Below are 13,193 nucleotides of genomic sequence, written 5' to 3'. Positions count from 1 at the left end.
CGCACAACTTTCGCGGGCGTCACGGCGAATCTGCACAGCTGCTATGCACGATTCATGATTGCCGAATCATTGGGCAACTCGTAGTTTCTGGTTGTCGGCCATCTACTCCTCCCAGATGCGATGCCGGCGCTGAGTGGGGTGCACCTCCTCCCGCACCACATTCGAAATCGAGCCCGCTGCCACCTCCTCCCGGCAGCGGGCTTTTTTCGTTTCGGCCAGCAGCAATTCCCGGCCAGGGCGCACCGGGACGTCAGCGGTCATATGATCGACGGGACGTCGGCCGCCGCAGGAGACTTCAACCAGCCGCAGAGCCCCTGAAGGACAGGATCAATCCTTCCGCCATACGAACGAATTGCGCGCTGGGGCCCTCGGCGCCGACGGTCTGCACACTGACACGCGCACCTTCAAGCAGCAGCGACAGCGTATCGGCGAGAAGTTCAGCCTGCCCGATGCCGGCACCGCGGCAGAGCGCGACCAGATGTTCGCGCTGGGCTTCCTTAAGCTCCTTGATCACCCGCCTGGCCGGATGATCCGGCTCAGTCAGTTCGGCAGCGGCATTGGCCATGTCGCAGCCGCGGCCGTCGGCGTTGAGCATGTCGGCCGCCTTGCGAACCCAGGCATGGAGTTGCGCCAGCTTGTCGCCCGGATACTCGGCCTCGAATGCGTCCCACATCGCGCCCGCCTTGCAAGCGGTGGCGCGGAGGCATTCGACAATCAGTTCGTCCTTGGATTCGAAATGACGGTAGAGCGTCATCTTGTTCGTGCCGGCAGCCTCGGTGATGGCGTCGACGCCGACGCCCTTGATGCCGTGCTTGTGGAACATGTCACGCGCCGTTTCCAGGATCCGATCCCGGGGACGCGAGCGCTCCACGACGCCGTCTGTCATCATGATCTCCTTTCGTTTCCAAAAATCCCTCGGCCACCTCTTGACTAGGGTGTTACCGGTCTGTAACTTCCAGAATGTTACTTACTGGTAACACCTATATCGTCCGTCGTCAATAACAAGGCCGTGAACTGGTCCTGCCAGATTGGGACGGATGAAAAATTGCCAATCATGCGGCTTCGGCCGGTGAAGAGATGAAAAACGGTTCGCGAGCAAGGGCTGCGGGCCGACACACAAGGAGCCGGCCAATGCCACAGCGCCGCGATCTTACCATAGATGAAGCCGTCCGGGATCCGATGATCCGGCTGGTCATGAAAGCCGACGGCGTCGATCCGCACGCCTTCGAGAAAATGCTGCGTTCGCTCGCCGGTGCGCGGGAGTCGCATCGTGATGTGCCGCTGCTGCGCTCGCCGGAGGATTCCCGGCGCGGCCAGCGGTTGTCGAGAGTTGCCAGTGCCTTCGGCAGGGCAAGAGCAGCCGGAGAGGCGTGTGTGTCGTGGTAAACTTTTTCATCCATCGTCCGATCTTCGCCTCGGCGATCGCCATCATCATGGTGCTCGCCGGGACGATTTGTTATTTCCTGCTGCCCGTCTCGCAGTTTCCCGACATCACGCCGCCACAGGTCGTGGTCAGCGCCCACTATCCGGGCGCCAGCGCGCAGGTGGTGGCCGATACGGTGACGACGCCGCTTGAGCAGCAGATCAACGGCGTGCAAGGCATGACCTACATGTCGTCGACGAGCTCCAATGACGGCTCCTCGACCATCACCATCACCTTCGATGTCGGCTACTCCCTGAGCACCGCCGCCGTCGACGTCCAGAATCGCGTCTCGCAGGCGGCCTCGTCGCTCCCGGCGATCGTCAACCAGGGCGGCGTGACGATCAAGAAGCAGAATCCGAACTTCGTCCTGATCGTCAACCTCACTTCGCCCGACAGTTCGGTCGATCCGGTGGCGCTGAGCAACCTTGCCTATCTGCAGGTGGTCGATCCGCTGAAGCGGCTGCCCGGCGTCGGCGACGTGCAGATCTTCGGCGAGCGGCGCTATTCGATGCGCGTCTGGCTCGATCCCGACAAGCTCGCCAATCTCGGCATCACCGCCGTCGATGTCCAGAATGCCATTGCCGAACAGAACGTCCAGGTGGCTGCCGGCAAGATCGGCCAGTCGCCGGCACCGGCCGGCACCGCCTTCGAAATGCAGGTCAACGCCGTCGGCCGCTTGAGCGATCCGAAGGAATTCGGCGACATCGTCGTGCGCGCCAATACGGACACCGGCTCGCTGGTGCGGCTGCGCGACGTCGCCCGCATCGAGCTCGGCGCGCTGCAATATTCGTCGTCAGCCTTCTTCGGCAAGGATCCGACCGTAGTGCTCGCCGTCTACCAGATGCCTGGTTCCAACGCGCTCGATCTGCAGCAGCGCGTCAAGGACAAGATGCAGGAACTGTCCGGCCGCTTCCCCAAGGGCGTCTCCTACGCCATGCACTACGACACGACGCGCTTCGTCTCGGCGTCGATGCATGACGTGCTGATCACGCTTGGCGAAGCGCTGGTGCTGGTCGTCGCCGTGGTGTTCATCTTCCTGCAGAGCTGGCGCACCACGATCATCCCGACCATCGCCATTCCGGTGTCGCTGGTGGCGACGCTCGTGGTCATGGAGATGATGGGCTTCTCGCTCAACATGCTCTCGCTGCTCGGCATGGTGCTGGCGATCGGCCTTGTCGTCGACGATGCCATCGTGGTGGTCGAGAATGTCGAAAGACAGCTCGAGGCCGGGCTCAAGCCATTGGCGGCGACAAAGGCCGCGATGGCCGAAGTCACCGGTCCCATCATCGCCACGACCGCGGTGCTGATGGCGGTGTTCGTGCCTGTCGCCTTCATTCCGGGCGTCTCCGGCAAGCTCTACAACCAGTTCGCGCTTACCGTGGCGATTTCGGTCGGCATCTCCGCCTTCAACTCGCTGACGCTGAGTCCCGCGCTCAGCGCCGCCTTCCTTCGCCATCGCCAGGGCTCGCAGTTCGTGCTGTTCCGCTGGTTCAACACCGGCTTCGACAGGCTGTCGCATGCCTATGCCCATGGCGTGCGCTTCCTCATCCGCCTGCGCTGGATCATGCTCGGCCTGTTCGCGGCCGGACTGGTCGCCACCTACTTCGTCTGGCAGCGTCTGCCCTCGACCTTCCTTCCGGTCGAGGACCAGGGCTATTTCTTCGTCGTCATCCAGCTGCCCGACGGCGCCTCGCTGGAGCGCACCGACGCGGTGGCGCAGAAGGCGCGCGACATCCTGCAGGCGACGCCGGGCGTCGACATCGTCGGCTCGATCAGCGGCCTGAACTTCCTGACCAGTGCCGCGCAGTCGAATTCGGCGGTCGAGTTCGCCATCCTGAAGCCTTGGGAGGAACGCGGCCCCGACCAGAGCGCGTCGAAGCTCGTCGCCGATGTGCGCGGCAAGCTGATGCAGATTCCGGAAGCCTTCGCGCTGAGCTTCGATCCGCCTTCGATCCCGGGTATCGGCACCACGGGCGGCTTCGAGTTCGTCGTCGAGGACCTCACCGGGCGCGGCAGCTCGGCCCTCAACGACGCGACGCAAGCCGTGATCGCCGAGGCTCGCAAGCAGCCGGAAATCAACCCGCAGCAATTGTTCTCGCCGTTCTCGACCTCGACGCCGCAGTTCAACTACGACCTCGATCGAGCCAAGGCCAAGCTGCTCGGCCTCAACCTGCCTGACGTGTTCAACACGCTGCAGATCTATCTCGGCTCGCTCTACGTGAACGATTTCAACCTGTTCGGCCGGACCTTCCGGGTGACCATCCAGGCCGACAAGGATGCACGCGCGGGTGCGGCCGACATTTCCCGGCTCTATGTGCGCAATGCATCCGGCGGCATGGTGCCGCTCAGCACGCTGGGCAAGCTCGTGCCGTTCGTCGGTCCGGAAACCGTGCCGCACTACAACAACAACGCCTCGGCCTCGATCAATGGCGGCGCTGCCCCCGGCTTCTCCTCGGGCCAGGCGGTCGCCGCGATGGAACGGGCCGCCGCCACCGCGCTGCCCAGGGATTTCGGTTTCGAATGGACCGGCATCACCTTCCAGGAGCTCAAGGCAGGATCGATCGCATCGGTCGTCTTCGGCCTCGCCATCGTCTTCGTCTTCCTGATCCTGGCGGCGCAGTACGAGAGCTGGGCGATGCCGTTCATGGTGCTGCTGGCGGTGCCGCTCGCCTTGTTCGGCGCGTTCGCCGCGCTGTGGGCGCGTGGCATGCAGATCGACGTCTATTCGCAGATCGGTTTCGTCATGCTGATCGGCCTGGCGGCCAAGAACGCGATCCTGATCGTCGAGTTCGCAAGGCGGCGACGCGACGAAGGCCTGAGCATCGTCGAGGCGGCGATGGAATCGGCACGGCTGCGGCTGCGCCCGATCCTGATGACGGCCTTTGCCTTCATCCTCGGCGTGCTGCCGCTGATGTACGCCACCGGTGCCGGTGCTGCCAGCCGGCAATCGATCGGCACCACCGTGTTTGGCGGCATGGTCGCCGCGACCATCCTGTCGCTGGTGTTCGTGCCCGTCTTCTACGCCGTCATCGAACAGCTGCGCGAACGCCGTGGAGGCGGCTCGCCAGCTTCCCATCATACTGAACCAACCGCCGAACCCGCCTTCCCTCCCCTGGCGGAAGCGGCCGAATAAGATTGGAGATCGATCATGCGTAAATGGAAAATAGCGTTGGGAACGGCTGTCGCGCTAGGTGCGATCTCGGTGGCGAGCGTGCACCTGCTCGACATGGGCAATCTCGGGCTCAGCGCCGACTCGGCTGGAGCGGCGACACCCGCTCCAGCGGCCTTCGTCATGCCGGTGCCGGTGGCGAGCGTCGTCAAGAAGACGATCCCGATCTATCTAGACTATGCCGCCCGCACGGAGTCGATACGCAGCATCACGCTGCAGGCCAGGGTGCCGGGCTATCTGCAGGAGCAGAGCGCCGAGGACGGCGCCGACGTGCGGCAGGGCGATCTTCTCTACAAGATCTCGCCTGACGACTTCCAGGCCGCGCTCGACCAGGCGAAGGCGCAGGTCCAGCGCGACACGGCGACGCTCGATTATGCGCGTTCCAATCTCGGCCGCGGCACCGAGCTCGCCAAGAGCGGCTATCTGGCCAAGGATAGTTTCGACCAGCGCACCAGCACCTTGCGCGAGGCGCAGGCCTCGCTGGCGCTCAACCAGGCGGCTGTCCGCACGGCGGAGCTCAATCTGGGCTACTCGGAAATCCGCGCCCCGTTCCCCGGGCGCCTGGGCCGCAACCAGGCTTCGGTCGGAACGCTGGTCAGCGTCGCCGGCACGGTGCTCAACACGCTGGTGCAGCTCGACCCGATCTACGTCACCTTCAATCCGAGCGAGACTGATCTCGCCGAGATCGAGCAGGCGCGCGCCGCCGGCCCGATCGAGGTCGAGGTCCTGCTTCCCGGCGAGACCACAGCACACCAGAAGGGTCAGCTCACCTTCATCGACAACACGGTCGACCACTCGACCGGCACCATCACCGCGCGCGCCACCATCGGCAACGGCAAGTTCACGCTGCTGCCCGGCCAGTATGTTCGCGTGCGGCTGCATGTCAGACAGCAGCCCGATGCGCTGATGGTGCCGCAGACGGCGCTGGGCTCCAGCCAGCTCGGCAAATATGTCTACGTCGTCGGCAAGGGCAACACGGTCGACCAGCGGCTGGTCTCGCTTGGCCCGACAAGCGGCGATCTGGTGGCCATCCTCAGCGGCGTCTCCGAAGGCGACCAGGTGATTACAGGCAATCTGCAGAAGATCGGACCTGGAATGCCGATTTCGCCACTCCCTCAGAAACCGGCTACCTGACACCCCCGCAGGCCCGGTTTCTGCGCGGCGCTCCGACCTTCCCACGGGTCGGGGCGCCGCTTTCGCGAGCAACCCCACCGCCCCTTTTTGACCGCCCGTGCGAATTTCGAAGCGGTCCCGGAGCGTCTGCCTATCCAATCCGAAAATCGCTCCTTGTTAGATTGTCGACAATCTGGTTGTGTTGTCTTCGGTTTCTTGGAGTGGCCGAATGGGGAAAGCGGATTTCAGTCCGATCGCGGATACGACGCGCCGCGCCGAGATCGTGGCGCTGCTGCGACGTGCGATCCTGACCGGACAACTGGGACCGGGCCAGAAGCTCAACGAACTTCGTATTTCCGAACAGATGCGAGTGAGCCGCGCGCCGCTGCGCGAGGCAATGCGCGAACTGGTGCAGGAAGGCATCCTGACCAGCATTCCCTACGCCGGCACCTTCGTCATCGAGGTCACCGCCAAGGACATCGACGATGCCTATTCCCTCAACAAGGTGCTCGACGAGTTCGCCATCGAACGGACATGGAAGCTGCGCGACCAGCGCTTCTTCGATGAGCTCGACCGCCGCCATGAAGCGGTAAAGCAAGCAACCCGCCACCGCGACACCACCCGCCAGATCGAGACCGCGCTGCAACTGCACGGCCTGATCCATGAATGGGCCGACAATTCGGTGCTGCTGGATACCTGGCAGCGGCTGACCAGCCGGTTGCAGATGTATTTCGCCCTGCACCAGCAGGCACGCAATCAAGCCGTGCCGGCCGAGGACATCCACGAGACCTATGTGCGGCTGCTCAAGGGCACCGACATGCGCGCTGCCCAGCGCCATGCCCGCGAGCATACCGATCTCGATTTCGAAGAGCTCCTTACCTATGCGCGTGGCCTCGAACAGCGTCCCTCGAACGGCGCCTGATCATTTCCTCAAACATCGCAACGGACAACAACGTGAAGATCGAAACGATAAAAGCCTATCATGTCGTGCAGCCCTTCGTGGACGGCCCCTATCGCATGTCGAAGGGGCGCGTTGCCGACGCATTCGACGCGGTGATCGTCGCCATCACCTCGGACGATGGCATCACCGGCTGGGGCGAGATGGCGCCGCTCGGTAATTTCTACTCGCCCGCCTTCGCGGCCGGCGTTCGCGCCGGCGTGGTCGAGATCGCGCCGCATCTCATCGGCCACGATCCGCGCGGACTTGCCGGCATCGGCCGGCTGATGGACACGGTGTTCAAGGGCCACCCCTATATCAAGTCGGCGCTCGACATGGCGTGCTGGGATCTCGCGGCGCGCGCCGCCGACGTGCCGCTGGTCACGCTGCTCGGCGGCAAGGAGAGCGAGACGGCTGAACTCTACAAGGTCGTCACCCACGGCAGCGTCGACGCCATGGCCGCACTGGCGAAGCACATCGTCAAGGACGGCTTCCACCGGCTGCAGGTCAAGGTCGGCGGCAATGTCCATGACGATATCGAACGCGTCACCGCGGTCGCGGCTTCGGTGCCGAAAGGCACCGTCATCTTCTGCGACGCCAATGCCGGCTGGACGCCCTACCAGGCCCGCCAGTTCGCTGATGCGACGAGGGCGATCGATTATACGTTCGAGCAGCCCTGCACCACGATCGACGAGAACATGTCGGTGCGCCGCTCGCTCGACAAGCCGATGGTGCTCGACGAATCCGTCGCTTCGCTGGACGACATGCTCGACATCCATCGCAAAGGTGCGGCCGACGGGCTGACGCTGAAAATCTCGCGGCTCGGCGGCGTAACCAAGACGCGCCAGATCCGCGACCTCGCGGTCGACCTCGGCTTCATGATCACCGTCGAGGACACCGGCGGGGCCGAGATCGATACGGCGGCGATGGCGCATCTGTCGCTGTCGACGCCGGAAGAGCGCCGGCTGCACGCAATCGCCTTCCATGAATGGGTGACGGTGCGCACGGCGTCCAACACGCCGCCGGTCACCGGCAGCCGCATGGGCATTCCCGACGGGCCGGGCCTTGGCATCGATGTCGTGCCGGACCTGCTCGGCGCGCCGTTCTTCGAGGTCGGCCGCTGAGCTGAAAATCCGCGGCATCAAAGCCATGCCGATCGATCTCCGTCTCGAGGCGCGCAGAGGCTTGATCGAAGTACGGCGTAGCGCTTACCCTTCCCGAGCCAGGGAGGGCTATCGATGGATCTTTTCAAGTTGGACGGTGATGTTGCGCTGGTCACGGGCGCCGGCAGCGGCATCGGCCAGGCAATCGCGATCGGACTGGCGCAGGCGGGTGCCGACGTCGCCTGTTTCGGCCATGCATCGAAAGGTGGGCTGGACGAAACCGCTCACCGGATCACCGCGCTCGGCCGCAAGGCGCTGGTGCTGAACGGCACGGTGACCTCCGAGAGCGATCTCGCGGCGGCCATCGATCGTGTCGAGGCCGAACTCGGCGCTTTGACAGTCGCGGTCAACAATGCCGGCATTGCCGGTTCGGAGCCGGCCGAGACCCTGTCGCTGGAGAAATGGCAGAAGGTACACGAGGTCAACGTCGCCAGCGTGTTCCTGTCCTGCCAGGCCGAAGCCCGCAAGATGCTGGCGCGATGCAAGGGCTCGATCGTCAACATCGCCTCGATGTCTGGCACCATCGTCAATCGGGGATTGACGCAGGCGCATTACAACTCCTCGAAAGCGGCCGTCATCCATATGTCGAAAAGCCTCGCCATGGAGTGGGCCGATCGCGGGCTGCGCGTCAATGTCGTCAGTCCGGGCTACACCCTGACGCCGATGAACAAACGGCCGGAGGTCGCGGAAGAGGTCAAAATCTTCAAACGCGACACGCCGATGGGGCGCATGGCAGCACCCGAAGAAATGGTCGGGCCAACCGTGTTCCTGGCTAGCCGCGCGTCGAGCTTCGTCACTGGCCTCGACCTGATCGTCGATGGCGGCTACGTCTGCTGGTAAAGGATAACGTCTGGTCGCGGGGGTAGCGGCCGGAGTTCCCCTTCGGTCCGAAATTATGCGCCTCGCGAGGCGTTAGTCGTTGCGCGTCATGAGCGTTGGTATATATAATTTCATCCTATGAAACGTCCTTGGCGGGTACGGGCTCGCCGGGTCGATAGCCGAGATCATGGGACCTTGATGGCTCGCACCGTGCAGGGCGCCGCAGGACTGGCGAATGATCCGCCGGGGATCGCTCGCGCGGTGATCCATCGGTAGCCATGACATCGGTTCTCCCCGCATTCGTCATCACCGAAATCGAGCATCATTCCGCCTGCGCCGGCCAGGGCCGCGACATGGCGGCAACGGCCTTGCGCAACGACAAGTCTTTCCAACACAACCAAAAAAAGACGCAAGAAGGGAACGAACGATAATCGTCACAGCTTGAAGGAGAACAAGCATGTCATTTCGCAGTCGAATTTCGAGACTATCCATGGGCGCCGTCGCGCTCGCGACACTAAGCCTGGCGGCACCTTCCGCCCACGCCGCCGCACCCGAATCCAACGACCCTATAAAGATCGCGCTGTTCGACTGGACCAGCGTCAACCTCAACGCCAAGATCCTCGGCGGCATCCTGGAAAAGCTCGGCTATACCGTCGAATATCCGACCGCCGACTACCTCTCCAGCCTGACCACCGGCCTGACCAATGGCGACCTCGATGTCGGCCTGGAGTTCTGGGACACGACCGCCGGCGAGGCGATGAAGGCGTCCGACGCCACCGGCCAGACCGAACGGCTCGGCAAACTGGGACCCAAGGCCAAGGAAGAGTGGTGGTTTCCCGAATACATGAAGGAAAAGTGCCCCGGCCTGCCGAACTGGGAAGCGCTGAAGGACCCGAAATGCGCCGAGGCCTTCTCGACGGCCGAGACAGCGCCGAAGGGCCGTTATCTCGGCGGCCCGGTGACCTGGGAAGGCTTTGACGACGAACGCGTCGAGGCGCTGAAGCTGCCCTTCACCGTCATCCATGCCGGCACCGACGCGGCGATGTTCGCCGAGCTGGACTCGGCCTATCAGCGCAAGGCGCCGATCATGCTGTGGATCTATTCGCCGCACTGGGCGCCGGCGAAATACAAGGGCGAATGGGTTGAATTCCCCGAGTACACGCCCGAGTGCTACAATGACCCGAAATGGGGCACCAACCCCGACGCCAAATATGACTGCGGCAAACCGCATGGCGAGATCTGGAAATACTCCTGGTCCGGCATGAAGGACAAATGGCCGGTCGCCTACAAGGTGGCGAAGGCGTACACGGTCGACACGGACGAACTCAACAAGATGAGCGGCGACATCGATCTCGGCGGCAAAACGCCCGAAGACGTCGCCGCCGCCTGGATCGCCGCCCACGAGGCGGACTGGAAAGCCTGGGCGCAGTGACCGTTCCGACTGGAAATTGCGAGACCCGGCCGCTGGCAGCCGGGTCTCTATCCCATATTCCAGAAGGGCGATTGCATGAGCGAAGCGACTGACCAGAACCTGAAAAAAGCTGGCACGGATGCCCGCCCGGTAAAGCTCGCCTGCCGCAACGTCTGGAAGCTGTTCGGATCGAACGCGGCCAATTTCATCCGCGAGCGCGACGGCAAGGCCAGCATGGCCGATGTCGCCGCTGCCGGGCTGGTCGGCGCGGTGCGCGCCGTCGATCTCGAAATCCGCCAGGGCGAGATCTTCATCATCATGGGCCTGTCGGGATCGGGCAAATCGACGCTGGTGCGCTGCATGTCCAGGCTGGTCGAACCGACGCATGGCAAGGTCGAATTCGAAGGCAAGGACCTGCTGAAGATCTCGGATGCCGCGCTGATAGAATTGCGGCGTCACCGGATGGGCATGGTGTTCCAGAACTTTGCCTTGCTGCCGCATCTCAACGTGCTGGAGAACATCGCCTTCCCGCTGAGCATCCAGGGACAGGACCGTCCGACGCGCGAGGCGCGGGCCCGCGAGGTGATCGAGCTGGTCGGCTTGCGTGGCCGCGAGCATTTCTATCCGCGCGAATTGTCCGGCGGCCAGCAGCAGCGCGTCGGCATTGCCCGCAGCCTGGCGACAAAACCGGAAATCTGGTTCCTCGACGAACCGTTCTCGGCACTCGATCCGCTTATCCGCCGCGAGATGCAGGACGAGTTGATGCGGCTGCAAACCATGCTGCACAAGACCATCGTCTTCATCACCCATGATTTCGACGAGGCGATAAGGCTGGCCGACCGCATCGCCATCATGAAGGACGGCGAGGTCATCCAGATCGGGACGCCGGAGGAGCTGGTGGTCAATCCGGCGACCGACTATGTCGCCGAATTCACCCGCGACGTCGACCGCGCCAAGGTGATCTCGGCGCGCGGCCTGATGCGCGCCTGCGACGGCGCCGAGCATGGCGGCACGGTATCGCCGGACGCCAAGATAGCAAGCTTCTCGGCCAGCATCGTTGCGGCCGGCAAGCCGTTCGCCGTGGTCAACGGCACCGGCAAGCCGATCGGCGAGGTGACGCCGCAAGCGGTGATCGATCTGCTGGCCGGCATCGAGCATGCGGGGGCCGGCGCATGACGGTGACGGCAAGCGCCAGCGAAGCGAGGCCGCCTGTTCAGCGGTGGCTGGCGATCTGGGCGGCGGCACTTGCCGCCGTGCTCATCGTGTTTCTTCAGCAGGAACGCATGCCCTGGGCCGTCAACTATCCGGCCAGCGGGATCGTGCCGGTCGCCGACTGGGTCGGCGCGCTGATGGGCTGGATCAAGTCGAACCTGTCCTGGCTGACGCGCTCGATCACCGCGGTGCTCGGCGTGCCACTCGATTTCGCGCTCAATCTCCTGGCCAAGAACTTCAAGATCGGCCATGGCGCCGACGCCTACGTCCTGCCGCGCCTGTCCTGGGCCGGCGTCTGCGCCGCCGCCTTCCTGGCCGGGCACGCCGTGGGTGGGCGAAAACTCGGCATGCTGGTCGGCGGCTGCTTCCTCTACATCGCGCTGTTCGGCCAATGGACCAGCGCCATGCTGACGCTGGCGCTGATCTCCATCGCCGTGCCGTTCTGCATCGTTACCGGTCTGTTCGCCGGTATCTGGGCCTGGCGCAAGCCGTGGGCGGAGAAGCTCGTCGTCTCCCCTGCGCTTGACCTGATGCAGACGATCCCGACCTTCGCCTATCTCATCCCGATGCTGCTCCTGTTCGGCAACAGCCCGGTTTCGGCGATGATCGCAACCGCCATCTTCGCCACGCCGCCGATGGTGCGCGCGACGATGCTCGGCCTGTCGCGGGTGCCGTCGGAGATCGACGATTTCAGCGAGATGGCCGGCTGCACGGCGCGGCAGAAACTATGGCGCGTGCTGCTGCCCTCGGCGCGGCCGACATTGATGATCGGCGTCAACCAGGTCATCATGCTGGCGCTGAACATGGTCATCATCGCCTCGATGATCGGCGCCGGCGGGCTGGGTTATGACGTGCTTCTGGCGCTGCGCGCGCTGAAGGTCGGCGAAGCGATGGAAGCAGGGCTGGCCATCGTGGCGCTGGCCATCGCGCTCGACCGGCTGAGCCAGGCCATCGCGCACAAACAGGCAAAGGGCCATGCCTTCGAGGATGCAGAAGCGAACTTCTGGCGGCGCTACCCCAATCTGACGCTGGCCATCGCCATCCTCGCGGCCACCACGCTGCTCGGACTGTTCGTGCCGGCGTTCTCCGCCGTGCCGAAGGCGATCACCTTCACCACCGCGCCGCTGTGGAAGGCGGCGGTGAACTGGGTGACGATCAATTTCTTCGACACGATCGAGGCGTTCCGCGTGGTGCTGATCCTCAACGTGCTGAACCCGGTGCGGGCCTTCTGCGAAGGCTTTCCGTGGCTGGGCGCGGTGTTCCTGCTCGGCCTTGCCGGCTATCAGCTTTCCGGTTTGCGTCTGGCCGCTTTGGTGGCAGTGCTGACCGCCTTCTGCGCCGTCACGGGGCTGTGGGAAAAGACCATGGCCACGGTCTATCTCTGCGGCATCTCGGCCTTCATCGCTTGCCTGATCGGCATCCCGATCGGCCTGATGGCCGCGCGCAGCGACCGTTTCGAGAAGGTGATTACGCCTGTCATCGACACGCTGCAGGTGCTGCCGTCGTTCTGCTTCATCATTCCGGTGGTGATGCTGTTCCGCGTCGGCGACGTTACCGCGATGATCGCAACGATCGCCTTCGCCGTGGTGCCGGCGATCCGCTACACCAATCACGGCATCAGGCAGGTGCCGCCGGCGCTGATCGAGGCGGCCAAGGTATCGGGCTGCACGCCGCGCCAGACCTTCTTTCGCGTGCAATTGCCGCTGGCGCTGCCGGAGATCATGCTCGGCGTCAACCAGACCATCCTGATGGCGCTGGCGATGATCATCATCTGCGCCATGGTCGGCACGCGCGATCTCGGCCAGGAGGTGTTCATCGCACTGTCCAAGGCCGATTCCGGCCGTGGCATCGTCGCCGGTCTCGCCATCGCCTTCATCGGTATCGTCGCCGACCGGCTGTTCAACGCCTGGACGGCGAAGGCAAGGGCAAGGCTGGGATAGTGTGAG

General features: G+C 64.0%; 10 protein-coding genes. 9 read left to right on the top strand and 1 reads right to left on the bottom strand.

Going from position 1 to position 13,193, the window contains the following annotated elements:
* Positions 1–295: 295 nt before the first annotated feature.
* The gene (locus NKJ26_RS10570) at positions 296–886 is read right to left on the bottom strand and encodes a TetR/AcrR family transcriptional regulator (protein ID WP_352695199.1); all 591 of its coding nucleotides are present in this window, start codon (positions 884–886) and stop codon (positions 296–298) included.
* A gap of 245 nt (positions 887–1,131) precedes the next feature.
* Here NKJ26_RS10570 and NKJ26_RS10565 point away from each other — a divergent pair, with 245 nt between their 5' ends.
* The 9 genes from NKJ26_RS10565 (at position 1,132) to NKJ26_RS10525 (ending at position 13,187) form a co-directional block, all read left to right on the top strand.
* Positions 1,132–1,386: a hypothetical protein gene (locus NKJ26_RS10565; protein WP_352695198.1), complete on the top strand. Its 255-nt coding sequence runs from the start codon at positions 1,132–1,134 to the stop codon at positions 1,384–1,386.
* The gene (locus tag NKJ26_RS10560) at positions 1,380–4,556 is read left to right on the top strand and encodes an efflux RND transporter permease subunit (RefSeq protein WP_352598776.1); all 3,177 of its coding nucleotides are present in this window, start codon (positions 1,380–1,382) and stop codon (positions 4,554–4,556) included. Before NKJ26_RS10565 ends, NKJ26_RS10560 begins: the two co-directional genes overlap by 7 nt.
* 15 nt (positions 4,557–4,571) lie before the next feature.
* Positions 4,572–5,726 carry an efflux RND transporter periplasmic adaptor subunit gene (locus NKJ26_RS10555; RefSeq protein WP_352695197.1) on the top strand — a complete coding sequence of 385 codons (1,155 nt, stop codon included), beginning with the start codon at positions 4,572–4,574 and terminating at the stop codon, positions 5,724–5,726.
* Between the two features lie 208 nt (positions 5,727–5,934).
* Entirely contained in the window at positions 5,935–6,627 is a 693-nt protein-coding gene (locus tag NKJ26_RS10550) for a GntR family transcriptional regulator (protein ID WP_352695196.1), read from the top strand.
* Positions 6,628–6,659: 32 nt separating this feature from the next.
* Positions 6,660–7,766 carry a mandelate racemase/muconate lactonizing enzyme family protein gene (locus NKJ26_RS10545; RefSeq protein ID WP_352695195.1) on the top strand — a complete coding sequence of 369 codons (1,107 nt, stop codon included), beginning with the start codon at positions 6,660–6,662 and terminating at the stop codon, positions 7,764–7,766.
* Between the two features lie 114 nt (positions 7,767–7,880).
* The gene (locus NKJ26_RS10540) at positions 7,881–8,645 is read left to right on the top strand and encodes an SDR family oxidoreductase (RefSeq protein ID WP_352695194.1); all 765 of its coding nucleotides are present in this window, start codon (positions 7,881–7,883) and stop codon (positions 8,643–8,645) included.
* Between the two features lie 436 nt (positions 8,646–9,081).
* Entirely contained in the window at positions 9,082–10,056 is a 975-nt protein-coding gene (locus NKJ26_RS10535; protein WP_352598781.1) for an ABC transporter substrate-binding protein, read from the top strand.
* Between the two features lie 75 nt (positions 10,057–10,131).
* Positions 10,132–11,211, top strand: coding sequence for a quaternary amine ABC transporter ATP-binding protein (locus NKJ26_RS10530; RefSeq protein ID WP_352695193.1), 1,080 nt, complete (start codon positions 10,132–10,134; stop codon positions 11,209–11,211).
* Positions 11,208–13,187 carry an ABC transporter permease gene (locus NKJ26_RS10525; RefSeq protein ID WP_352695192.1) on the top strand — a complete coding sequence of 660 codons (1,980 nt, stop codon included), beginning with the start codon at positions 11,208–11,210 and terminating at the stop codon, positions 13,185–13,187. Before NKJ26_RS10530 ends, NKJ26_RS10525 begins: the two co-directional genes overlap by 4 nt.
* Positions 13,188–13,193: the final 6 nt, after the last annotated feature.

Origin of the sequence: Mesorhizobium sp. M0152 (assembly GCF_040322415.1) — a bacterium.
GTDB lineage: Bacteria > Pseudomonadota > Alphaproteobacteria > Rhizobiales > Rhizobiaceae > Mesorhizobium.
Note: the sequence above shows the minus strand (reverse complement) of the source record. Positions and strands in the feature narration are given on the sequence as shown.